At 63.0% G+C, this 22,616-nt stretch carries 22 protein-coding genes and 1 pseudogene; 14 read left to right on the forward strand and 9 right to left on the reverse strand.

The window, feature by feature from the left end:
• The first annotated feature begins 5 nt into the window (after nucleotides 1-5).
• Genes AC8GDA_RS02535 through AC8GDA_RS02545 form a run of 3 tightly spaced genes read left to right on the forward strand, consistent with a single transcriptional unit; the run spans nucleotide 6 to nucleotide 2,706 of the window.
• Entirely contained in the window at nucleotides 6-1,223 is a 1,218-nt protein-coding gene (locus tag AC8GDA_RS02535) for an ABC transporter permease (protein ID WP_506556739.1), read from the forward strand.
• A gap of 1 nt (nucleotide 1,224) precedes the next feature.
• Nucleotides 1,225-1,761, forward strand: coding sequence for a DUF3299 domain-containing protein (locus AC8GDA_RS02540; RefSeq protein WP_506556740.1), 537 nt, complete (start codon nucleotides 1,225-1,227; stop codon nucleotides 1,759-1,761).
• 9 nt (nucleotides 1,762-1,770) lie between these two features.
• A complete protein-coding gene (locus AC8GDA_RS02545) occupies nucleotides 1,771-2,706 on the forward strand; it encodes a histone deacetylase family protein (RefSeq protein ID WP_506556741.1) in 936 nt (311 codons plus the stop codon).
• Nucleotides 2,707-2,725: 19 nt separating this feature from the next.
• Here AC8GDA_RS02545 and AC8GDA_RS02550 read toward each other — a convergent pair whose 3' ends face one another.
• Genes AC8GDA_RS02550 through AC8GDA_RS02560 form a run of 3 tightly spaced genes read right to left on the reverse strand, consistent with a single transcriptional unit; the run spans nucleotide 2,726 to nucleotide 5,016 of the window.
• Entirely contained in the window at nucleotides 2,726-2,920 is a 195-nt protein-coding gene (locus AC8GDA_RS02550; protein ID WP_506556742.1) for a 4-oxalocrotonate tautomerase, read from the reverse strand.
• Between the two features lie 17 nt (nucleotides 2,921-2,937).
• Nucleotides 2,938-3,666: a class II aldolase/adducin family protein gene (locus AC8GDA_RS02555; protein ID WP_506556743.1), complete on the reverse strand. Its 729-nt coding sequence runs from the start codon at nucleotides 3,664-3,666 to the stop codon at nucleotides 2,938-2,940.
• Between the two features lie 6 nt (nucleotides 3,667-3,672).
• The gene (locus tag AC8GDA_RS02560; RefSeq protein ID WP_506556744.1) at nucleotides 3,673-5,016 is read right to left on the reverse strand and encodes a chloride channel protein; all 1,344 of its coding nucleotides are present in this window, start codon (nucleotides 5,014-5,016) and stop codon (nucleotides 3,673-3,675) included.
• 133 nt (nucleotides 5,017-5,149) lie between these two features.
• Here AC8GDA_RS02560 and AC8GDA_RS02565 point away from each other — a divergent pair, with 133 nt between their 5' ends.
• From AC8GDA_RS02565 to AC8GDA_RS02580, 4 genes are read left to right on the forward strand one after another with little or no spacing between them, the layout of a single operon-like run.
• Nucleotides 5,150-6,949 (forward strand): DUF1538 domain-containing protein, encoded by a 1,800-nt coding sequence (locus AC8GDA_RS02565; protein ID WP_506556745.1) that lies wholly within the window; start codon nucleotides 5,150-5,152, stop codon nucleotides 6,947-6,949.
• 45 nt (nucleotides 6,950-6,994) lie between these two features.
• The gene (locus AC8GDA_RS02570; RefSeq protein ID WP_506556746.1) at nucleotides 6,995-7,375 is read left to right on the forward strand and encodes a P-II family nitrogen regulator; all 381 of its coding nucleotides are present in this window, start codon (nucleotides 6,995-6,997) and stop codon (nucleotides 7,373-7,375) included.
• Nucleotides 7,372-7,755 carry a hypothetical protein gene (locus AC8GDA_RS02575; RefSeq protein ID WP_506556747.1) on the forward strand — a complete coding sequence of 128 codons (384 nt, stop codon included), beginning with the start codon at nucleotides 7,372-7,374 and terminating at the stop codon, nucleotides 7,753-7,755. The genes AC8GDA_RS02570 and AC8GDA_RS02575 overlap by 4 nt, the downstream gene beginning before the upstream one ends.
• A gap of 32 nt (nucleotides 7,756-7,787) precedes the next feature.
• Complete coding sequence (locus AC8GDA_RS02580; RefSeq protein ID WP_506556748.1) at nucleotides 7,788-8,519, forward strand: hypothetical protein; 732 nt, start codon at nucleotides 7,788-7,790, stop codon at nucleotides 8,517-8,519.
• Between the two features lie 213 nt (nucleotides 8,520-8,732).
• On the opposite strand, the gene AC8GDA_RS02585 is transcribed toward AC8GDA_RS02580, so the two are convergent.
• Both AC8GDA_RS02585 and AC8GDA_RS02590 read right to left on the reverse strand, forming a co-directional pair.
• Nucleotides 8,733-9,191 (reverse strand): DUF3429 domain-containing protein, encoded by a 459-nt coding sequence (locus AC8GDA_RS02585; RefSeq protein WP_506556749.1) that lies wholly within the window; start codon nucleotides 9,189-9,191, stop codon nucleotides 8,733-8,735.
• Nucleotide 9,192: 1 nt separating this feature from the next.
• Nucleotides 9,193-9,894, reverse strand: a complete 702-nt coding sequence (locus tag AC8GDA_RS02590; protein ID WP_506556750.1) for a haloacid dehalogenase type II — start codon at nucleotides 9,892-9,894, stop codon at nucleotides 9,193-9,195.
• Nucleotides 9,895-9,911: 17 nt separating this feature from the next.
• On the opposite strand from AC8GDA_RS02590, the pseudogene ppk2 reads away from it, so the two are divergent.
• Nucleotides 9,912-10,742: pseudogene (gene ppk2, locus AC8GDA_RS02595) on the forward strand (polyphosphate kinase 2); the annotation flags it as partial.
• On the opposite strand, the gene AC8GDA_RS02600 reads toward ppk2, so the two are convergent.
• On the reverse strand, nucleotides 10,739-11,356 hold the full coding sequence (locus AC8GDA_RS02600) for a hypothetical protein (protein WP_506556751.1): 618 nt from the start codon (nucleotides 11,354-11,356) through the stop codon (nucleotides 10,739-10,741). The pseudogene ppk2 and the gene AC8GDA_RS02600 overlap by 4 nt on opposite strands.
• On the reverse strand, nucleotides 11,353-11,850 hold the full coding sequence (locus tag AC8GDA_RS02605; RefSeq protein ID WP_506556752.1) for an RrF2 family transcriptional regulator: 498 nt from the start codon (nucleotides 11,848-11,850) through the stop codon (nucleotides 11,353-11,355). The genes AC8GDA_RS02600 and AC8GDA_RS02605 overlap by 4 nt, the downstream gene beginning before the upstream one ends.
• 100 nt (nucleotides 11,851-11,950) lie before the next feature.
• Here AC8GDA_RS02605 and AC8GDA_RS02610 point away from each other — a divergent pair, with 100 nt between their 5' ends.
• Nucleotides 11,951-12,925, forward strand: coding sequence for a MerR family transcriptional regulator (locus AC8GDA_RS02610; protein ID WP_506556753.1), 975 nt, complete (start codon nucleotides 11,951-11,953; stop codon nucleotides 12,923-12,925).
• 3 nt (nucleotides 12,926-12,928) lie between these two features.
• On the opposite strand, the gene AC8GDA_RS02615 is transcribed toward AC8GDA_RS02610, so the two are convergent.
• Nucleotides 12,929-13,753 carry an ABC transporter substrate-binding protein gene (locus AC8GDA_RS02615; protein WP_506556754.1) on the reverse strand — a complete coding sequence of 275 codons (825 nt, stop codon included), beginning with the start codon at nucleotides 13,751-13,753 and terminating at the stop codon, nucleotides 12,929-12,931.
• Nucleotides 13,754-13,849: 96 nt separating this feature from the next.
• Here AC8GDA_RS02615 and AC8GDA_RS02620 point away from each other — a divergent pair, with 96 nt between their 5' ends.
• The gene (locus AC8GDA_RS02620; RefSeq protein ID WP_506556755.1) at nucleotides 13,850-15,091 is read left to right on the forward strand and encodes a BaiN/RdsA family NAD(P)/FAD-dependent oxidoreductase; all 1,242 of its coding nucleotides are present in this window, start codon (nucleotides 13,850-13,852) and stop codon (nucleotides 15,089-15,091) included.
• Here AC8GDA_RS02620 and AC8GDA_RS02625 read toward each other — a convergent pair.
• Nucleotides 15,088-16,188, reverse strand: coding sequence for a lipid A deacylase LpxR family protein (locus AC8GDA_RS02625; RefSeq protein WP_506556756.1), 1,101 nt, complete (start codon nucleotides 16,186-16,188; stop codon nucleotides 15,088-15,090). The genes AC8GDA_RS02620 and AC8GDA_RS02625 overlap by 4 nt on opposite strands.
• A gap of 12 nt (nucleotides 16,189-16,200) precedes the next feature.
• On the opposite strand from AC8GDA_RS02625, the gene AC8GDA_RS02630 reads away from it, so the two are divergent.
• From AC8GDA_RS02630 to AC8GDA_RS02645, 4 genes are all read left to right on the forward strand, one after another.
• Nucleotides 16,201-16,911, forward strand: coding sequence for an ABC transporter ATP-binding protein (locus AC8GDA_RS02630; protein WP_506556757.1), 711 nt, complete (start codon nucleotides 16,201-16,203; stop codon nucleotides 16,909-16,911).
• Between the two features lie 31 nt (nucleotides 16,912-16,942).
• A complete protein-coding gene (locus AC8GDA_RS02635) occupies nucleotides 16,943-19,471 on the forward strand; it encodes an ABC transporter permease (protein ID WP_506556758.1) in 2,529 nt (842 codons plus the stop codon).
• Between the two features lie 14 nt (nucleotides 19,472-19,485).
• Nucleotides 19,486-20,586, forward strand: coding sequence for a lipocalin-like domain-containing protein (locus tag AC8GDA_RS02640; RefSeq protein WP_506556759.1), 1,101 nt, complete (start codon nucleotides 19,486-19,488; stop codon nucleotides 20,584-20,586).
• A gap of 109 nt (nucleotides 20,587-20,695) precedes the next feature.
• Nucleotides 20,696-22,603, forward strand: coding sequence for a ShlB/FhaC/HecB family hemolysin secretion/activation protein (locus AC8GDA_RS02645; protein ID WP_506556760.1), 1,908 nt, complete (start codon nucleotides 20,696-20,698; stop codon nucleotides 22,601-22,603).
• Nucleotides 22,604-22,616 lie beyond the last annotated feature (13 nt).

Consider the following 22,616-nt stretch of genomic DNA (forward strand, 5'->3'; position numbering starts at 1 on the left):
GTGCGATGAATATTTGGCTTCGCCTCGCACTGGCCAGCGCTTGGTCACGGCGGCTGCCGGTGCTTTTGGTGCTGCTGGCCGTGGCCACATCCTCCTTGCTCGTCTTGTTCGTTAGCCAATTGCGGGCAGACCTCCGCACCAGTTTTGGTCAGGCCATCAGTGGGGTCGATCTGCTGGTGGCCCCGAGGGGCAGTCCCACCGAAATCCTGCTCTATGGTGTCTTCCAGCTCGGCCGTCCCACCCAAAACCTCGACGCAGCCCATTTGGCGCGGGTGCGCGGCCTTGCGCAGGTTGACTGGGCGGTGCCTGTTCAGCTCGGGGACACCTATCGGGGGCGGCCGGTCTGGGGCACCGAGGCCGATTTTTTCAGCCGGGTTCAGGTTCGCGGACAGCCGTTGCGCCTGGCCCAGGGCAAGGTCTTTTCGGCAGCCACCGAGGCCGTGCTGGGTGCCGAAGTGGCCAGGCGGCTTGAGCATCGCCTCGGCGATCGCCTGGTGCTCACGCATGGGCGCTCAGACGGCCTCTCTCGCGACCATGACGAGCACCCGTTCCAGGTGGTGGGCGTGCTGGCCCCCACCGGAGGCCCCCTGGACCGCGCAGTCTTTGTCTCGACCGAGGGCTTTGAGTCCATTCACCAAGGCTGGTTGTTCGGCGCATTGGCACCACCGAGCAGTTACACCACGCTTTGGGTGGGCCTTCAAAACCGTGGCCAGGTCTTTTCGGCCCGCCGTGCGATCGAGTCATTGCCGGGTGCCCCACTGACCGCTGCCCTGCCTGGGGTCACCCTCGATGAACTCTGGCGAACACTCTCCGTGGTGGAGCGTGGTTTTGCGCTCGTGGGCTGGGTGGTCTCCATCGGTGCCTTGTTGTCGGTGGCAGCCGTGACCCTGGTCTCATTGGCATCGCGCCGCAGAGAGTTCGCCATTCTTCGTGCTGTGGGGGCTGGCCCGGCGCAGGTGGCCTGGCTCATTCTGCTCGAGGCCACCCTGGTGGGCCTGGCGGGTGTGCTGCTGGGGCTCCTCATTCAGCAGGCCGCGGTCTGGTGGTTTGCCGACTTTTTACGAATTGAATATGGTGTGGCCATGTCAGTGCTGAATCTGCCACCCCAGGCATGGCTCTCGCTCATGGGCCTTGGGATGACCTCTGTGGCCATCAGCCTCCTGCCCGCTTGGCGGGCGCGGCGCCTGTCTTTGGTGGATGGCTTGCATCCTCCGGTGGCCTAGCATGCGGCGTTGGCTCTCCATCTTGGGCTTGTTCGTGCTGGGGGTGGCCTGGGCCAAGCCCGCCCTGGAGATCAGCTGGGATGACCTCATCGACGAAAAATGGGCCAAGCAGGTTCAGGTCGAGATGATGGCGCTTGGCCGGCTTGGTGGCCTGAAGGATGGCTCCGAAGCAGCCGACCGGGCCATGTCCAAGCTGCGCGAGAAGTGGGATGCCGCGCCGATTGTGTCCACCCATCTGGGCAAACAGGTGCGCATTCCAGGCTATGTGGTGCCACTCGATGCAGACCGATCTGCAGACCGGTCGTTTCTGCTGGTGCCTTACTTTGGCGCCTGTATTCACACCCCGCCACCGCCGGCCAATCAGATCATTCTCGTGGTCCCTCAGAAGGGTGCAAGGATTCGCGAGGTGCCGGAGTCCATGGCCACAGTCTGGGTGGAGGGCCGGCTCGAGGGCGTGCGCACCGAGACCAGTCAGGGCGTGACGGGCTACCAGTTGCTGGCCACGGGTGTTCGGCCCTATGAAGAGCCCAAGCGGTAACATTTGGGCATGACCACACTCTTCACCCACGACGCCTTTGCCGCCCATGAAATGGGGCCGCACCACCCAGAATCACCCGCGCGGGTTCGTGCGGTGCTGGCCGAACTTCAGGCCACCGGCCTTTTGGACCGTCTCGATGTGCAAGAGGCGCCCATGGCCCGCGACGAAGACATCCTTCGGGCCCACACCCCTGACCATTGGGAGGCGCTCAAGGCGGCCTCGCCGAGCAGTCGATACGCTGTCATCGACCCAGACACCGCCATGAACCCATTCACCTTAGAGGCCGTCTCGCGTGCCGCGGGGGCGGTCGTCGAGGGTGTGGAGGCCGTTGTTCAGGGCAGGGCGCAGACGGTCTTTTGCGCGGTTCGCCCGCCGGGGCACCATGCCGAGCGCGAGCGCGCCATGGGATTTTGCTTTGTGAACAGCGTGGCGGTCGGTGCCCTGTACGCCACCCAGGCACTCGGCCTGTCTCGCGTGGCGGTGGTCGATTTTGATGTTCACCATGGCAACGGCACTGAAGAAATTCTCGCGGACGTGCCGGGCGTGCTCATGGTCTCCACCTTTCAGCAGGGCATCTATCCAGGCCGTGGAGAGCGGCCCATGGGCCAGAACATGGTCAATGTTCCGCTGCCCGGTGGCAGCGATGGCAAGGCGCTGCGAGAGGCTGTACTTCAGGAATGGCTGCCCGCACTCAATGACTTCGCACCGGAACTCATCATCATCTCTGCTGGGTTCGATGCCCACCGTGATGACCCCCTCGCCGGCCTGCGCTGGTCGGAGGCGGACTATGAGTGGGTGACCGAGCAGTTGCTGGAGGTGGCGGCTCGCCATTGCGAGGGTCGCGTGGTCAGCAGCCTCGAAGGCGGCTATGAGGTGGCCGCGCTCGGGCGAAGCGTGGCCTGCCACGTGAGCGCCTTGATGCGATCGGAGACTGTCGAGGCCTAGCCTCCGATGGTCAGGGCGTTTAGGCCTTGGGCCGGTCGGCCCAGAGCGTGCCGCCAGTCGACCAGTCCTCTCGCTTGATGTCGTAGAAGAGGATGTCCACGGCCTCGGGGCTGCCACCCAGTGTGGCCACGGTGGCCTCTGTGAGGGCCTTGGCCAGGGCGCGCTTCTGTTCAGTGGTGCGTCCTTCGAAGAGTTCAACGCGAATGGTGGGCATGGTTCCTCCTGTTGTTTCTATTGGTCAAAGTCGGGGTCGGTGCGGGCGAGGCTGCGCAGCAGGGCCGGCCATTCATCGATGCCCTCAGGGGCATTCTGAGGCCCAGTCCATTGCCGCTGGGTCAGCGACACCACCGGAGCGGGAATGAGTCGGAGGCCGGCGGGGCTGCCCCCTGCAGTGAGTTGAATCTGGGCGGCGCGCTCAAAGAGGTGCATGAGCATGAAGGCCTCGGCCACCGTTCGACCCACCAGCAAAATGCCATGGTTTTCGAGAATCACCCCATCTTTGTCTGCCAGTGCGGCGACCAGTCGCGCCTGTTCCTGCGCATCGAAGGCCAGGCCCTCGTAGGCGTGGCGACCGAGTCGTCCCACCAGGCGCATGGCAGGCTGCGAGCATGGGAGCAGATCTGCACTGGTGGCTGCGAAGGCCTGGGCCCAGAAGGCGTGCAGGTGGAGCACACAGGTCACGTCGGGCCGAGCCGCGTGGATGCAGCCATGAATCGCAAAGCCGCTGGGGTTCACGGGTGCATTGGTGCTGTCGACCACCGCACCCTGAACATTCACCTTCACAAGGTTAGATGCGGTGACCTCCTTGAACTGAAGGCCGAAACGGTTGAGCAGGTAGTGCCCGTGCTCGCCGGGAACCGCTGCGGAGATATGGGTCCAGACCAGGTCATCCCAACCCCGGTGTGCGGACAGGCGGTAGGCCGCAGCAAGATCGCGGCGAATCGACGCTTCGCTGCTCAAGGGGGGCTACTTCGTTGCTTGGTCGTCTCGGATTTGGATGCCACGCAGCGCCAGCTGACGATCGAACAGAGAGCGTCCCACGAAGGCCCTTGAGATCTGACTCGTGGTCACCACACTGAGCATGGCCAGCACGGTCCACTCATAGCTGCCTGTCATCTCGAACACCATGATGATGGAGGCCAACGGAGCCCCGATCACCGCGGCGATACAGCTGGCTGCGCCCAGCATGGCGAAGCTGTGGGGCGAGTCCACTCCGAGGCTCACAAGGCTGAGGTCGACAACAGCGCCGACCATGGCACCCAGGAAGAGGGCGGGGGCAAAAATGCCGCCAAAGAGTCCAAAGCCAATGCAGGCGCTCGTGGCCAGAATCTTGAAGACAATGAGGACGAGGACCAGTGCCATGCCCAGCTGGCCTGAGAGGGCCAGGTCGATGCTGCTCAGGCCCGGCCCGAGCAAGTGTGGCAGGGCTGGTGAGAGCAGGATGAGCAGGCAGGCGGGCAGAAAGGGCCGCCAGCGCAACGGAATGCCAGAGGCCTTGGCCACGTTGGGGGCCGCCGTCACGGCCTTGATGTAGATGATGGAGGCCACGCCAACAGACACACCGACCACCAAGGCCAGGCCGATGTTGGCCACGGTGAGCTCGGGTGAGGTGGCTGCGAGGTCGAAGAGCCGCTCGTGGCCGATCGAGAGCTTGGCTGTCCAGTAGCCTGCGAAGGCCGCCAGAATGATGGGGCCCGCGCCGAACGCACCGAATCGACGCACGATGGCCTCGTGGGCAAACACCGCTGCGCCGATTGGTGAGAGAAATGCTGCCGAGATGGCCGCAGCGGCTCCGCTGCCAAGCACGATGTCTTTCGGAAGGTGGGGTGACAGCCGTGAGCCCCACCTGCGAAGGCCCGCACTCAGGCAGCCACCGAAATGCACCAGCGGCCCGAACATGCCCACAGATCCGCCACCCACCAGGCTGGTCAGGGCCAGTGCCGTCGATTTAAACCCAGCTTTGAGGTTCGGGTCTTCATTGCGTTGCGCCGCTAAAATGAGATCCGCAGGACCATGTGGGCGGCCGTTCTCAAGCGTGGTGAGGATCTGACCAGCCACCAGGGCGGCCAACAGCAGGCAGACGATGACCGTGACGCTGTAGCCCTGGAATAGGTTTGACCAAGACAAATCAACGGGGATCTGCAGGTCCCAGAGGCGCACGGCCCAGCTCACGATGCTCAGGAAACCAATGGCAGCCAAGCCAGTGAGCACCCCAATGGTGAGGGACGCCAGCATCACGCCGACCCGGGTGTCTAGGCCCCAGGGCTGTTCTTCATTGGTGTGGGTGTTGTCTTTTGGTGTTCGAATCATGGGCAGAAGAATACGCCATCTGTCAGGGTTTAACCGAAGTTTCACAAGAACTTTTGCAAAAGTGAGTTGTCGCCTCGCTCTTTCGCTTATAGACTTCGCCTAGCCAAAGCCATTGGCCACATAGGGAGAAGAAATGCCGCGCTCAATCCGCTTCGGAGATTACGTCCAGGCCATCACGGTCGACTCGGACGAAATCGCTTATTCCAAGCTCATGTCCCGTCCGCTGTTTGACCAGCAGGGAAATGAAGTTCCACAGAAACCAGAGAAGCTTCGCCTCGGCGGCATGGATGTCTACAAGCTCCTGCAGCCCTACCTGTCCGTGCGGTTCATGGAGCAGGCCAAGGCCGTGGTTCCCCTTGCGGCCTACCTGGCACTCTTCCAGCTGCTGGTGCTGAATCAGAGCATCCAAGACTCTGCCACGCTGGGCCTGGGCCTGCTGGCGGTGATGGTCGGTCTCATGATCTTCCTGGAGGGCCTGAAGCTGGGCCTCATGCCCTTTGGAGAAATCATTGGCAGCAAGCTGCCAACCAAGCTCCCGCTGGTCGGGGTGCTGTTCATTGCCTTCCTGCTGGGCATCGGCGTGACCTTCGCCGAGCCCGCCATTGGCGCCCTGCAGGTGGCCGGCCAGATTGTGGACCCGAAGAACGCGCCCTATCTCTACACGCTGCTCAATGACCGGGTGGACGCCACGGTGCTGGTGGTGGGCGTGGGCGTGGGCATCGCGGCCGTGATCGGCACCATGCGCTTCCTTTATAACTGGAGCCTCAAGCCCCTCATTTACTTGAGCCTCATTCCTTGTGTGCTGCTCACGGGCTATGCCTTCATGAACCCAGACCTCCGCACCGTGATCGGCCTGGCCTGGGACTGCGGCGCAGTCACCACCGGCCCCGTGACAGTCCCCTTGGTTCTGGCCCTGGGCATCGGTGTGGCCACGGCGGGTGGTGCTGGTGACAGCAAGCTTCAGGGCTTCGGCATCGTGACCCTGGCCTCACTCTTTCCCATCGTGGCAGTGCTCGGCCTGGCGATCTACTGGCAGATGACCGTGCCGGTGGAGACCATTCTTGCCGAGGCGGCTGCTAAACAGGCCACGCTTGCCGCCGCTGCTGCAGCCACGGGCCCCGTGGACTGGTGGACGGTCTCCCCAGGCATGGAAGTGGTTGGTGGCATTCGGGCCATCGTTCCGCTCGTCATCTTCCTGATGATCGTGCTCTTCGTGGTGCTGCGCGAGAAGCTGCCCAATGCCTTCATCATCTTCTACGGCATCTTTTTGTCGGTGGTGGGCATGTGCATCTTCAGCGTGGGCCTGACTTACGGTCTGGCCAAGCTGGGTGACGGCGCGGGCGGATTGGTGCCTGGCCTGTTTACGGCGATTGAGGCCATGCCGAATGCGCCCCTGTATTCCGCAGGTGTAGGCATCTTCATCGCGGCACTGTTTGCTTGGATCCTCGGCTTTGGTGCAACCCTGGCCGAGCCGGCGCTCAACGCGCTGGGCCTCACGGTCCAAAACCTCACCAACGGCGCCTTCAAGAAATCGATGCTGATGTACTCGGTGTCTTTCGGGGTGGCCGTCGGCATCATGCTGGGCATCGTCAAGTTGATCTTCGATTTCAGCATCCTTTACATCCTGATTCCTGGTTACCTGCTGGGCGTGATCCTCACGTACCTGTCCACAGAGGAATTTGTGAATGTGGGCTGGGACAGTGCGGGCGTGACCACGGGCCCTGTCACGGTGCCGCTGGTGCTTGCCATGGGCCTGGGTTTTGGCAAGGCCGTGGGCGCAGTCGAGGGCTTTGGCATCCTGGCGGCCGCCTCGATCTGCCCGATTGTGTCGGTCTTGGCGCTCGGTGTGTTTGTGCAGTGGAAAGTGAAGCGTGAGAACCAAAAGGCAATGGCCGAGGCCGAGGCCGAGACTGCAGCCGCTGCCCGTCAATAAACGGACCCGTACAACCAGCAATCAATTTTCAAGAGGGAATTAAAGATGGCCAAGCGTAAATTAGTGAACCTAACCGAAGTCGCCCTGATCACCTGTGTGGTCCAAAAGGGCATGGCCGATGCCATCAACCAGTCTTTGCTCGATGCGGGCGTTCAGGGCGCCACCGTCCATCAGGGTGTTGGCACCGGTATCCGGGAGTCAATGGGTTTCTTGGGCGTGGCCGTCGAGGTGGAGCGCGAGATCATCAGCGTGCTGGTGGCCAAAGACCAGCTCACCCGCATCTTTGAGCGCATTTACTTGGCAGCCCGTCTGGACACGCCCGGCATGGGCTACCTGTATGCCACGCCACTGGTGCAGGCAGCCACCTACGTTCCGGCACACCTTCTGGAGGACCGAGCCCAGGGCAGCATGGGAGCCATGGCATGAGCGCCAAGTTCAAGAAAATCCCAGAGGGTGTCGTCCTCGATTACACCCGAGAGGTCACGGTCATTCTCTATGAGGGTGGCGCGGCCGAAATCGCCAAGAAGCTGCTTGCCCGTGGTGTTACTGAGGTCTTCTACGACTCGGTGCGGGGCGCCCCACTTGGCCGTGCGTCGGAGTCCTCTGGCCTGCCGGAGATCCCCAAGACCGAGCAGCTCCATGCACTCGTGTCGGCCGACCAGGCCGACTACATCCAGGAAATGATTTACGACGCGGCAGAGCTTCACAAGCCACAGCGCGGCATCGTGTTTGTGAACAAGGTGCTGCTGTCGACGCGTCACACCCTCCCCTCAGATCAAGAACTTGCAGCCCGTAACGCTGCTTGAATTTGCCAGACACCCTTTAGGAGCCACAGAACATGAATGAAGCCACGAATATCCGGATCCAGAAAAACAAACGTCGAATCTTCGACGCAGATTCTTTTGTCCGGTTCAATTCGGCACAGGTGCTCGTTGGGCGCTCGGCCATCGAAGAAAACCGCACCATGGCCCTGGAGTCCTTCACGGCCGAGGCCAATGGAAATGGCACGCTGCTGGCCAGCACCTACGACGACGTCGTTCGCAATCGGCTTCAGATCCTCGAGTCGCTCGAGCCCTCTACCGATGAGGAGACCCGGTTCAGGAATTCCATGACCAACCGGGTGCGGATCGAGGCCATCGAGCAGCGGGCGTTGATGAATCGCAACCTGATTGACATCAACAAGCGTCTGAGTGAGATGAATAAGCTCTTGGTGGACATCAACATCCTCATCACGAAGTACAACAATGAGTTCTTCGATGCCATCGACGGCCTCACCAACAGCAACGCCAGTTGGATTGACGGCGAGCTGGAGGCCCTGATGAAGGCGGCCAGCCACGAGTCGAATGACGAGCGCGTCACCGAGAACACAGCACGCGTGACCGAGGTTCGTGAGAAGGCGGAGGCCAACCGGGCGAACATCATGGCCCTCTATGAGCAGGAGGAGGCCAGCCGCCACGCACTAGAGAAGGACCTGGAAGACGTCATGGAGTTGCGCAGCCAGATCGTGGCGCTGCGCGAGAAGGTGGTGGCCAACCAGCACCGTGTGGCTGATGGCATTGCCCAGTTGTAAGAAGCGGCTGTACCTGCAGGAAAGCCGCCCTCGGGCGGCTTTTTTTATACGCCGAGGTAATTCAATGATGTGCTGAGCAGTAGCAGCACAACGGCGATCCAGCCCAGCAGGGTGATGTATTTCATGACGCCATGGTATCGATGGATGCCTTGGCGACCAAATGCCAACGGGTGACTGCCGTGATGGACGGTGCACCCGCCACCGGGGTTTGGCCTACAGAATGAGAAATGGTGGCAGCAGGCACAGGCAGACCCCAATCGTGAGGTGCAGGCGAAGCCGTATCCAGGCCGGCGGCCAGCCCAGTGCGCGGCCGTGGAATTGGTCCATCCGGTAGCTGAGGATGGCGAGCACCGCGAGCGCCCCGAGCGGAGCCGTGTCTGGTAGGAACCAGAGCGAGACGGCCACCAGTGAGGGTGCCACGCTCCAAATCATAAGCCGCTTGCGCGCTGCAAGCGGCACAGCGGTGCTGGCCAGGGCCATTCCCCAAGACACCGCGCCCACGAAGGTCACGATGGAGATGCCATAGAGGGTCAGTGCGGTGGTGGCAAAGGCCTGAGTGTCACCACCACTCAAGAGGGCCAGGAGTGAGAGTACGAAGAATGGAATCAGCCCGCCATAGCCGAGCCATTTGAGTGTTGGGAGCAGTGGGGCGATGGAGGCTTGATCGGACATGTCAATGGTTGGTGAGGTGGATTCCAAGAACCGGAAGGAGCTCGTGCAGGCTGCCACCCACATGGTCTGGTGCGGGGCCGATGGCTTCGGGTGGCAGGCCTGCTCGATTGAGCCAGAAGGTTTGAAAGCCAAACCAGCCTGCCCCGAGGATGTCCCATCCGTTGCTCGAGACGAAGGTGATCGGCGCCTGTGGCTCGGGGAAATGACGTGCGACCAGCCCATAGGCGGTGGGTGATGTCTTGAAAGTGCGGGCTTCTTCAACCGAGATCAGCCGATCGAAGTGGGGCAGAAGTTCCGCATGCTCGAGCACCTTGGCCAGCGTGGTGGGGTCGCCATTGGAGAGCACGGCTGTTCGAATGCCCACGGCATTGAGCCTGGCCAGAACCGGCTTGGCATCTGGGAAGGGCTCCAGTCGGAGGTAGGCTTCCAGCAGCCGTGGCAGGGCATGGTGATCGAGCTGGAGTCGATCGAGCGTGTAGCGCAGCGCCGCGGCCGTGATCTCCGAGAAAGGCATGTAGTGGCGGCTGCCGTGAATGGGGTCTGGGTCGGAGAGGGCCACCAGGCGGCTGTACTCGATCTGTTTGTCTCGCCAGCCGGCGGCGATGGCCTGGCCTTGCCCAGGGTAGGCGGTCTCGGCCACCGTGGTGACCGAGAAGACATCCAGTAGCGTTCCGTAGGCATCGAAGACGACGAGTTTTGGCATGGGCTTGTCGGTCTGGTGACGTTAAACTGGCCTCCAAAAAAGGAGACGCCATGAAGAAAAAAGAAGTATATGCCCAGGTCCTCGAGCACCTTCAGATCGAACTCGTGAAGCTTCAGCAGTGGGTCGTGGCCACCGGTGCACGTGTGGTGGTGGTCTTCGAGGGGCGAGATGCAGCGGGCAAGGGCGGCGCCATCAAGCGCATCACCGAGGTCCTCAACCCACGTGTCTGTCGCGTGGCGGCCTTGTCAAAGCCGTCGGAGCGCGAGCGCGGCCAGTGGTACTTCCAGCGTTATGTGGCGCATCTGCCGTCGCCAGGCGAGATCGTCCTGTTCGATCGCTCTTGGTACAACCGAGCCGGGGTTGAACGCGTGATGGGCTTTTGCACGCAGCAGGAGTTGGCCGAGTTCATGCGCTCCTGCCCGGAGTTCGAGCGCATGCTCGTTCGCTCTGGCATTCATTTGGTGAAGTATTGGTTCTCTGTGAGCCAAGCGGTCCAAGAGGCTCGCTTTCAGGAGCGCGCCCGAAACCCATTGAAGCAGTGGAAGTTGAGCCCGATCGACTTTGTCTCCCGTCGTCGTTGGGCGGAATACTCAGAGGCCAAAGACGACATGTTCCGGCACACCGACATCCCCGAGGCGCCATGGCACGGCGTGGCCGCCGACGAGAAAGAGCGCGCGCGTCTCAATTGCATTGCACACCTGCTGGGTCAAATTCCATACCAAGCCGTGCGCAAGGGCCGCATTCGACTGCCCAAGCTGGAGGTGTCCAAGCGCCGCGTTCGGCGTCCGCCCATCGATGAGCAGCGCTGGGTGCCAGATGTCTACGAAGCTTTGGTGAAAACGGACTAGCGAAGGCGCGAGAGGGCCCGAAGCATTTTGAGTCGTTTGGCCGGCAGGCCGAAGCGCTGGCTGCGCCGCAGCAGTGGCTTGGCAAGGTGGTGCCGCAGTGCGCTCAGGCTCATGTTGCGCTGGTCGCCCAGCACGATCAGGCCGGGGTGTTCCGCGATGAGAGGGAACTCAGCCAGAATGGCATCAATGTCGCGCAGTCCTTTCTTGAAGATGAGGATGTGGCGAACGTATCGACCGGCAGATTCGAGATGGCCGGCGATGGCCTCCTCCTGCTCGTTGGCAGTCAGTGGATCGGTGCCGGCCTGCGTGAAGAGGTCGTTGTAGGAAAAGAGGCGGTGACCGATCTCCCGCCGCAGGCTGTCTTCGTCAAAGGCCAGAACGGCCGCGGACACCCTGGTCCAGGTCGAACTGTGCTCGCGGGCGGCCGAAATGCTTCTGCTGAGACTTGCCACCCGAATGGGCTGGTCGCCTGCCACATTGACCACGCCCGGCAGGAGTGGCAGCGCGTTGTCTGGGAGGCGAGAGGTGGCCTGCAGCGTGTCCGAGCGGAGTATGCGCTCCACGTTCTGGATGCTGGTGCCATGAAAGAGCAGGCTGTCGAGCCCAAGGATCATGTAATGGAGAGTTCCTCCTCGTGCAGGTCTTCATAGTGTAAGGCCGGGCGACGCGCATTGCGGCGCTGTTTGTCTCGGCGCGTGGCCTGCACCAGGAGGTCTTGAAGGCTCACCTGCTCAAGAAAGGCCAGTTCGGTCTCGTGGGCCCGTTGGACCAGCGAGCGTGTGCGGGCGCGAATGGGCGACTCTTCCTCAGCGGAACTGTCTTCGGGCTCTCCATCCGCCTGTTGGGGCTCGACCGCAAAGGCCAGGCTCGCCACGCTGATGTCCTGGGGTGGCATGCCCAATCGGTAGCCGCCACCGGGGCCGCGAACAGGCGATACACAGCCAGCGAGTCGGAGCGACTGAAAAATGCCCTCCAGGTAGCTCACGGACACGTTGAGCTCGCGGCTGATCACGGTGAGGTTCACGGGTGAGGATCCCTGCTTGAGCCCCACGTGCGTGAGGGCCTCGACTGCAACCTGAACTTTTTTCGAGAGTTTCATGTTTGCCATCCAGAAGTGGAAGTGAACACAGTAGACACCCGAATACGCGCTAAGATTCAGTTCATATTCGGTTCATCATCACTAAAACGGTTCAATAGGGGTGCATTTTATGGATACGCAACTGAGTGCCGCAGGGGTTTCGACGGATTGGGTGGTCAAGACGGGGGCGGCAGCCCGCCTGTCTGGCATTCCCGTGGAGACGCTGCGTGTGTGGGAACGTCGCCACGCGGTGTCGGGCGAACCGCTTCGCAGGGGCGCCCATCGGCTCTACAGCCGAGCACAGGTCGAACGGCTCGCGTTGGTCAAGCGACTGGTGGATGGTGGCCACGCCATTGGCAGCCTGGCAGCCCTCTCCGATGCCCAACTGGCTCAAATGATGTCGGATGCCTCGGGGCTGCGAGGCGCGGCGCCGCCGCGTCATCCGACCACGGTCACCGCCATTCGGGTGGGGCTGGTGGGATTTGGTGCCGCCAATCGGCCACTGATGTCGAGCCTTCGGGCGGCTGCAGTCGACATTGTTTTCACAGCGCCCACCCTCGAGGGCGTGGGCCACTTGCCAGAGGAGACCCTGGATGTTCTATTCGTGGAACTCAGCAGCCTCACGGCTGAGCAGAGTGCCCGGCTGGTTGCGCTACAACAGGCGCTTCTGCCCAATGAGACCTTGCTGTTCTACCGGCATGCTCCCAGTGCCTTGATTCGAGGGCTCATGCGCAAGGGCATTGAGGCCACCCGACGGCCCACATCCGCCGATGGTGTCGAGCAGGTCTGCGCTTCCGTGCTGCGTCGTCTCATGGCGGCGCAGGAAAATGGTCATGCACCAATCGGCTCGAATGCTTGCCTGTCGGAGGATGTTCTAAATCGGCTTCTGGATGTGAAGAGCGACCTCTACTGCGAATGTCCGCAACAGTTGGCCCACCTGCTGCTTGGTGTGGTGGCCTTCGAGCGCTACAGCGCGGAGTGTGCAAGCCGCGATGGCCTGGATGCCCTCATTCACATTCAACTGCAGCGTGTGGCCGCGGAGTCTCGCAGCCTTCTGGATCAAGCCCTGCGACGGCTGCTGGCCGCCGAGGGCATTGAGGTCTAGTGCTTACTTTGCACTGCCAAAGAAGAGCTGCTCACCGCCAATCTTGTGGCTGGCAATGGCGGCCTGGCCGGCCTTCGATGTGATCCAGTCTGCAAAAGCTTGGCCGTCCTTCACATTGGTCTTTGGGTGTTTGGCTGGGTTCACCACAATCACGCCATAGGGGTTGAACAGGGCCTTGTCTCCCTCGACCAGGATGGTCAGGTCGCCCTTGTTCTTGAAGTTGGCCCAGGTGGCCCGGTCTGAGAGCACATAGGCCGACAGGCCCGAGGCCGTGTTGAGGGCCTGGCCCATGCCGCAGCCGCACTCCTTGTACTGCGAGCCCATGGAGCTGCTGCCAGCGGCCTTCCAGTAACGCAGTTCGGCGGCGTGGGTGCCGCTCTTGTCACCGCGTGAGATGAATGGCGCATTTGTTGCAGCAATCTTGCTGAATCCCGCCAGCACATCCGACCCCTTGGCCTTGGCGGGGTCGGACTTCGGCCCAATGACCACGAAATCGTTGTACATCACGTCGAGCCGCTGGAGGCCGAAGCCTTCTTTCACGAAGGCCTCCTCTTTGACGGTGTCGTGAACGAAGAGGACATCCGCATCGCCCCGCTTGGCAATGTCAATGGCTTGTCCCGTGCCCACAGCCACGACCTTGACATCGATGCCGGTGTCCTTTTTGAAGGCCGGCAGAATGACGGAGAAGAGGCCGGAGGCCTCGGTGGAGGTGGTCGATGCCAAGGTAATGCTGCCGGCTGCATGGGCGGCGCTGGACAATCCAATGAGCAGCGCTGCTGCGCTGCGCGCAAGGCTGTCGCGGGTAGCGGTGTGACGTGCAAAAAACATGATGCCTCCTGAGAAGTTTTCCGATCGAACTCTATGCGGGTAGAGTCGGTTTGGCGATAAGCGCGAGACTTCATAGGTAAAAATGCTCGGAGCGGTATGACAACAACAGATGTGGCGGTGGTGGGAGCAGGCGCTGCGGGCTTGTTCTGCGCGGGCCTGCTTGGTCAGGGCGGACTTCGGGTGGTGGCCATCGACCACGCCCCCAAGCTTGGCGAGAAGATTCGCATCAGCGGTGGGGGCCGCTGTAATTTCACCAACCGAAGCAGTGGTCCCGCAAACTTCCTCTCGCGAAACCCCAATTTCGTTCGTGGTCCGCTGGCCCGATACACGCCGGCAGACTTCATGAGCCTCATGAACAAACATCGCATTGCTGTGCACGAGAAACATCGGGGCCAGATGTTCTGCGATGGCTCGGCCACTCAGGTCGTGGACATGCTCCTCGCTGAGGCCAGATCGGCGGGGGTGGTCTTGCAGCATCCGGCATCGGTGGAGGCAGTGACGCCCACGCCCGAGGGCTGGCAACTGCGAACAAGTGGGGGAGAGGTGAAGGCGCGGGCCCTGGTGGTGGCCACCGGTGGCCTGCCTGTGCCCGCCATCGGTGCCTCGGGCTGGGGCCTCGACTTTGCCGCCTCGCTGGGCCTGCCGGTCACGCCGATTGCCCCCGCACTCGTGCCCTTGTCCTTTACCGCAACATCGGAACAGTGGCTCTTTGCACTTGCGGGTGTTGCGCTCGAGGCGGAGGTCTCGGCCGGCGCACAATCGCTTCCGTACGGTGAGGCCGGCTTTCGTGAAGACCTCTTGATCACCCACAAGGGGCTGTCTGGCCCCGCCATTCTGCAGGCGAGCAGCCATTGGACGCCAGGCACAGACATCGTGGTCAACTGGCTCGGCGGACAGTCCTTCGACGAACAGGTTCGGGAGGCCACCCACGGCCGCCTGACCGTCGAGGCGGTGCTGGCCTGCCTGCTGCCACAGCGCCTTGCCCAGGGCTTTGCGGATTCCCTGTGTCTCGCGGGCCGGCGATGGGCCGAACTCGCAAAGGCCGACAGGCTTCGAGTGCGGCAGACCCTGGAGCAGTGGGTGGCACGTCCTGCTGGCACCCTGGGATGGAAGAAGGCCGAAGTGATGCTCGGTGGGGTCGACACCCATGCCCTCGAGAGTCGAACCATGGCGGTTCGGGGTCGGCCCAACTTGTCATTCATCGGGGAGGCTGTCGATGTCACGGGGCATCTCGGCGGCCATAATTTCCAGTGGGCCTGGGCCAGTGCCTTCGTTGCAGCCCAGAGCTTGTTGGCCCATTTACGAGCCACCCCATCGCTCGGGGAACGCTCTGCTTAAGGGTCCCACTCCACGCTGGCGAGCAGCGAGATGTAGCCGTGCCTGCCCACCTGCCCTTTGAACTCTGGTGTCTTGAAGACCCGCATGATGGCGAGTTTGAAGCCCTGGTCGGCCAGTCGCGTCTGAAGGCTCAGGCCCACGGCGAGCTGCGCGATTCCGATGCGCTTCTGAACAGAATGGCTGTTGTGAAAAAGGTTTCCATCCAGGGAGAAGTCCCAGGCCACCAGCTTGGTCTCGAGCAGGGCAAAGCCATGCATGCCCCAAGGGCTCGCCCGGTCGAGCGAGAGTGGCCGCAGGGGCGGGCGGTTGTCGGCACCAGGACGGATGGGGTAGGTGCCGAAGTCGTTTGGCAGGTTCCACCCAAAGCGTCCCTCGATGCTTCCCACGGTGGAGGTCTCGACATTCCCGAGGCGCAGCCCATAGCCCCAGATCATGTCGGAGGACCATCCCAGCTTTGCGCCGCCCAGGTCTGAGCGGACCTTGCGTTCGGCCGCCACGAGCACGGCTGGTTCATTCTTCAGTTGGTGATGCCAGCCTTGGAACTGAGGTGATCCAATCAGGTTGTGAATGGCGTTCTGGGAGGCCTTGGCCATGGAGGCCGGGCCCATCAGCCCGAGGCCGATCTCTCGCGTGTCGAGTACCTGCACGCCCGCCAAGGGGTCTACCCAGCGTCGGTTCCAGGCCAGGCTGCTCATCAGCAGCCCAGCGTAGGGGCGGTCCTCCACGATGAGGTCGGATCGATTTGGATCTCGGGGTGTGTACATCTGCTGGCCAAGTCGAAGCACGATGTTCTGTCGCGTGTTGAGTCGGCCATCCTCGGCCCAGAAGTCCGCGTCGACCCACTCAATGAGGCGCGCATGGCTGTCGGCCCAGAGCGGTAGGCAGTGCGAGCGCAGTGGCCCTGAGATGTCACGCGAGACCAAGGCCACCGAGACCCCACTCGTGTAGTCGCGGTCTGTGTTGATGAATAAATCGTTCTCGATCCGCAGGCTCGCGGCGTGAAAGGTGATCTCGTCTTCGGGCGAGCAGGTCAGCGCATGCGCAGAAGAACACAGGGCCCATCCGAGGGTGATGCCTAAAAGGACATGCGCGCGCACTAGAATCCGTGAATGACGAGAGATCCGGAAGCTTTGAGACTAACACCAACGCACGCGGTCTCAGAACCGCTTCTGCGACTGGTCTCCGTGGGCCATGCCCATGGTGGAGGGCCATGGCTCTTTCGCGGTGTGAACCTCTCGGTGCAGCCTGGCGAGCGACTGGCCATTCAGGGGGCTTCCGGCTGCGGAAAGTCCACGCTGCTGCAGATCATGGCGGGCTTGGAAGCACCCATCGAGGGCGAAGTCTACTGGGGTCAACAGCCCATGTCTGGCTGGAGTGATGCGCAGCGCCGCGCCTGTCGGCAGTCACAGATGGGCTTTGTCTTTCAGGCCTTCCATCTCTTGCCGCACCTCTCTGCCCTCCAGAATGTGATGGTGCCTGGCCTGCTGGGCGGTCAGTCGGCGCAGGTGGCCAAGGCGGCTGCTACCAAGCTGCTCGAGACGCTCGGCCTGGGTCATCGTCTTGAGGCCAAGCCGGCCACCCTCTCGGGTGGTGAGCAGCAACGGGTGGCACTGGCCCGGGCGCTGGTGCATGGGCCGGCCGTCGTGTTTGCTGATGAGCCCACGGGCAATCTCGATGCGGCGTCTGCCGCCAATGCGCTCGACTGTCTCTTAGACTTGTGCGCGCAACAACAGGCCAGCCTTGTGATGGTCACGCACGCGGATGCCGCTGCGCGAGCCATGGACCGGGTGTTGCAGCTCACGCCCGAGGGCCTTGTGTGACTCGTCCTGTGAGTCGGCCAGTGAGTCGGCCATGAGGCCGTCGGCCCCGCTCTTTGCCTGGATGCTCTGGGGCGCCACGGTTCGGGAGCGTGTGCGCTGGCTGGCCGCCCTCATCATGGTGGGCATTGGGGTCATGCTCGCCGTGGCGATTCACACCGTGAACCATTCCGCCTTGTCCTCCTTTGGTCGTGCGCTGGATGCAGTCAATGGACAGGCCTCTGCACAGTTGGTCTCAAGCCTTGGCGAGTTCGACGAGCGCCGATTGGATGCCCTCGAGCCGGGCCGCCTCGCGATGGGCATCACAGACATGAGTCCTGTCTTGGCCGTGCGCACCGACCGTGTGCTCGTGCTGGGCATCGATGTCTTTCAGGCTGCACGCGTCACACCTGCATTGCTTCCGGCTGCCGCCGAAGGCGCTGGCGGCCTGTTTGATGCGCGTTCCATTTTCTTGTCGGCCAGCGCCCAACGGACGCTTCAGGCTCGCGTGGGTGAAGACATTTTGCTTCGGCATGGCCTACAAGACGTGCGGCTGCGCGTGGCAGGCGATCTGCCGGGTGTGCCGGGAGAGGCCCTCGCGGTCATGGACATTGGCTCGGCTCAATGGGCCTTTGGTCGGCTGGGTCTGATCTCTCGCATCGACATCAAGCTTGCAAGTGAACAAACGGTAGAAGGCCTTCGCGACCAGTTGCGCGCTGTGGGTGAGCCGCTTGCGGTGATGGCCACCGAGGACCGAGACCGACGCATGTCGAATCTTTCGCGGGCCTACCGAGTGAACCTCACCGTGCTCGCCATGGTGGCCCTGCTCACGGGGGGCTTCTTGGTGTCCACCGCGGTGAACCTCTCCGTGATCCGGCAGCGGTCTGAGCTGGCCTTGCTCGGTGTGCTGGGTGCACCGGTGGCATGGCTGCGGCGACTGGTCTGGGTGCAGGGCGGCCTAGTGGGTGCACTCGGTGGCGGGCTTGGTGTGGGTCTGGGCTTGGCCTTGGCCTGGCTGCTCATGCGCCTGTTGGGCGGCGATCTTGGTGGGGGCTACTTCAGTCAGGCCCATGCGCCACTGGTGTTGGACTGGCCTGCATTGGCCGGTTTCTGGGCGCTCTCCACGTTGGTGGGCTTGCTTGCAGCCTGGCAGCCCCTGCGTCGCATCGATTGGCGAGCGCCCATGGCCCTGTTGCGGGCGGGGCAGGCAGAGGCCACGGGCTTGCAGCCACCGGGCCTGCGATGGAGTGGCTTGGGGCTGCTGACTGCGGGGCTGCTCATGCTGGTGCCCCCCGTGGGTGGACTGCCTTGGGCGGCCTATGCCGCCATTGCGGCCATTCTCTTTGCGGGGCTGGCTGCACTGCCATGGCTGCTGGCCCAGACCTGGGGTGGTCTGTCGCGGCGGTTGATGTCTCGAAAGACCAGCGATGCTGTGATGCTGATGGCCAGTTGGCGTCTGGCGCAGGCACCTGGCGTGGCCACGCCAGTGGTCACGGGCACCGTGGCAGCCTTCTCGCTGACCGTGGCCATGATGATCATGGTGGGAAGTTTTCGAGACTCTGTTTCAGACTGGCTCCAGCAGGTGTTGCCAGCCGATCTCTACAGCAGCGGTCAGTCGTTGGTGGATGCCCCCGGCTTTGACCCCTCGGTGGGCCCCGTCATCGCGGGCCTAGAGGGCGTGCGTCGCGTCGAGATGATTCGGCATCGAAGCCTTCGACTCGACACCGATCGGCCAGAGGTCATGCTCATGGCCAGGAATTTGAGGCTTGAAGACCCCATGCAGGCGCTACCGCTGGTGGGTGAGGCCATACTGCCGCCTGCCGGTGGTGATGCCGTCGTGGTGTTCGGCTCCGAGGCGATGGCGGGCCTCTATGGCTGGCGTGTGGGTACCACGGCCGTGCTGCCGCTTGGGCCCAGCGGACAGCAGTCGGTCTGGGTGGCGGGCCTGTATCGGGACTACGGGCGGCAGCATGGCTCGGTGGTGCTCCGAGAGGTGGACTACGAGCGCCTCACTGGAGATCGGTCGCGGTCGGGTCTGTCCATCTGGCTGCAGCCGGGCGCAGACCCAGCGGCCATCACACAGGCCGTGTCCGCTGCCCTGCCCGAGTTGGGCGTGCTGAAGTGGATCACGGCCACTGACGTCAGGGCCCTGTCCTTGCGCATCTTCGACCGCAGCTTTGCCATGACCTATGTGTTGGAGGCGGCTGCGCTCTGTGTGGCGCTCTTGTCGGTGGCGGCTGGCCTGGCGGGCCAGTTGCTGTTGCGCAGGCGCGAGTTCGCCTTGCTGGCACAACTGGGTCTGTCTCGAGGCGATCGGCTTCGTCTGGTGTCTTGGGAGGCGGGCCTGCTGTTGCTTGTGGCCGTGGCCTGGGGCAGTGTGATGGGCTGGCTCATGAGCCAGGTGCTCATACACAAGGTGAATCCGGAGTCGTTTCACTGGACGATGACCACCACGGTGGATGTCACGCAGTGGGCCGTGCTCTCGGCCGCACTGCTCCTGCTCGGTTTGGTCACCGCCCGCTGGGCAGCCCGTCAGGGCCTGGTTGAGAAACACCTCGCTTCAAGCCTTCGGGCAGACTGGTAGAGGCCAGCAGACACATGCATCGACGAGAACTGCTCAAGGCGCCCGTGCTTCTCTCTGCTGCGGGCTTGGCTTGGCATGGGCCGGGGATGTCTGCCGCGCAGGCGTCGTCGTTCTATCCGTCGGTGGTGCCCCGACCACTGGTGTTCCCGAGGGACTTCGGGGCCCACCCGAACCATCGAACCGAGTGGTGGTACCTCACGGGATGGCTGGGGGAGGGTTCTGGCGCCATGGGTTTTCAGCTCACATTCTTTCGCAGCCGCACCCAGCACGCACCCGAGAATCCGAGCCGGTTCGCGCCCAGGCAGCTGCTCTTTGCCCACGCGGCGCTGGCCATGCCTCACCTGCCCAGCCTGCGCCATGCAGAGCGTGCGGGTCGGCTGGGGCGTGCATCACTGCGGGCCTCTGAGCAAGACACCGACTTGAAGTTTGAGGATTGGTACCTGCGTCGGGTGGGTGCGTCGGGTTCCGAGCGCTACCTTGGCTACTTCGCAGGAGATGGCTTTTCTCTAGAGTTGGAGGCACAGGCCTCACAACCTCCTGTGCTTCGCGGTGAGCAGGGCTACTCCAGGAAGGGGCCGCGTCCCGAGCAGGCAAGCCACTATTACAGCCGTGCGCCCCTGTCGGTGAAGGCCCGTGTGCGGGATGGTCAGGCCTTGCAGCTGCGCGAGGGCCAGGCCTGGCTTGACCACGAGTGGTCCAGCCAATTGCTCATGCCTGGCGCAGTGGGCTGGGATTGGATCGGCATCAATTTGCTCGATGGCGGCACCCTCATGGCCTTTCGCATTCGAGATGACAAGGGCCAGACCCTCTACGACCACGTGGATGCCCGCAGCCCAAGTGGTGCGCCTGAGCTCGGCTGGAAGGGCCTGCGGTGGGAGCCCGCTGGCCGTTGGCGGTCCTCGCGCTCCCTGATCGAGTACCCGGTGCCCATGGCCCTGACGGTGGGGTCGCGTCGCCTCGAGCTCGCCCCCTTGATGTTGGCCCAGGAGGTCGACGCACGGGCGAGCACCGGCGGCTTTTATTGGGAGGGGGCGGTGGAACTGCGTGAGCGGGGGCAGTTGCTCGGCCGCGGCTACCTTGAGCTCACCGGCTATGGCGGGGCGCTGCGGCTCTAAAGCGGCCCTGGTGGGCTCCGAGGGGTTGTGAGGGGTCAAGTTTTCGGCCCAGCGACCGACCTTTAGATGTTGGTCATAACTTTTTGAGGTGGCAGCAATGGGCTGGCCCATGAGAATGCTTGTGTTGCGGGGGGCTTGGCTGGCAGGGGCGTGGCTTGCAGCCATGCCAGCCCATGCCCAGAACCCGGCAGGTGTTCTGGGAAGCGTCTGCTCGTCTGGGCCGGCTTCGTTGGAGTTGCTCAAGGCCGACCCCTTGCTGTCGGTCTTCTTTGAACAAACCTGCGGAAAGACAGTGGAGCAGGCCCTCGCGCAGCGCCCTGCCGAACCGGTCGTGGAGGCGCCGCCGGTGCTCCCCACCGACACCAATCAGAGTGCCAGCAAGGCCGTTCTTCGACCGGTTGCACCCGTCACCGTGGATGAGTCGGTGGTGCGCACGCCGGAACCCGCCCGGGTCGATTCCACCATGGCCAAGGAGATTGAGGGCGCCAAGGGCAGTTCGGTCTTCACAGGCTTTGTGGTCCGGGGGGTGACTGCCCTGCCCGTGGAGGACGTTCGCGCAGCCCTGGCCCCATTTGTGGGGGCCAACATGGACCTGCGCAGTCTCGATCGCATCACACAGGTGGTCAACAGCCTGTATCGAGAGCGTGGCTGGCTGGCCCGCTCAACCCTTCCCCCGCAGGACCTCTCTGAAGGTCGCCTGCTCATTCAGGTGGTGGAGTCAACCTTCAGTGGCGTGCGCATTGAAGACCCGCAGGGCTTGCTGCAAAACACCCAGGTTCCCAAGCGTGTCATTGAGACGGCCCAGCCCGTGGGTGAGGCCGTCTCGCTGCCGGCCCTCGAGGAGGCCAATGCCAAACTGGCAGACCTGGCCGGTGTCCAGACGCGGCTCAATGTGGTGCCGGGCCAGGAGGAGGGGCAGACCGGGGCGGTTTTGCAAGTGGAGCAGACCAAGCCTGTCGAATTGACGGTAGGGGTCGACAACAGCGGCTCCCGCTCCACGGGCCCAGAGCGTGCCCATGTGCGGGCGAGCTTCAACAATCCCACCCAACGCGGCGACAGCCTCGTGGCCCAGGGGCTCGTGACCGAGGGCGTTCAGTACGCGCAAGTTCAGTACAGCCTTCCGTTCAATCAGTACGGTTGGCGTGTGGGAGGCCAATGGTCGGCGATGCAGTACAAGCTGATTTCCTCAGACTTCTCCAGCGCAGACATGCGCGGCCCCACCTCGAACCAGGGGCTCTTTGTGGTCGTGCCCCTGCAGCGCAGGCCCTCCGGAAACATCAGCTTTCAGATGATGTTTGACAACAATCGTTATCGAAACGAGGCAGCAGGCCAGGTGGTCTCGCGTTACCAGAGCCAGTTGTTCTCCATGGGCCTGGAGGGCAACGCGGCAGACGGCTGGATGGGCGGTGGCGAGAACAGTTGGTCTGCCTTCTGGAGTCGCGGGGAGCTAGACCTCTCCGATTCACCCGAGGCGCATCGCACCTCAGATGCCAGCACCACGCAGACCGCGGGCTACTTCTCGAAGGTGAGGCTCTCGGCCATGCGCCGACAGGTCTTGGATCCCTCCAACACACTGGTGGTCATGGCGCAAGGCCAGTGGGCCAACCGTAACTTAGACGGCTCCGAGAAATTCTTCTTGGGGGGTGCGAGAGGCGTTCGGGCTTACCCGACCAATGAGGCAGGTGGGGCCCTGGGTGGGTTTGCGAGCCTGGAGTGGCAGCATCGTTGGAATTCGGAGTTCCAGCGATGGACCGTGTCTGGCTTTTACGACCATGGCCGCGTTCGGGTGAACAAGGAGAACGACTTCGCCGGTGCCGCCTCGCCCAACGACTACAGCCTGCGTGGCTATGGCCTCTGGCTCGGCGCCCAGACCGACTTCGGCTTTGCTGAATCGTCCGTGAGGCTCACCTGGGCCCGTCGGCTCGGCGAGAACCCTGGCCGCAGTACCTTGGGCCTGGACCAGGACGGCACGCGAACCTTGAACCGTTTCCGGTTGGATGCGAACCTTCGGTTCTAGGACCGATGCTGAG

This window comes from Hahnella aquatica (SeqCode) (assembly GCF_965194505.1).
Taxonomy (GTDB): domain Bacteria; phylum Pseudomonadota; class Gammaproteobacteria; order Burkholderiales; family Burkholderiaceae_A; genus Hahnella; species Hahnella aquatica.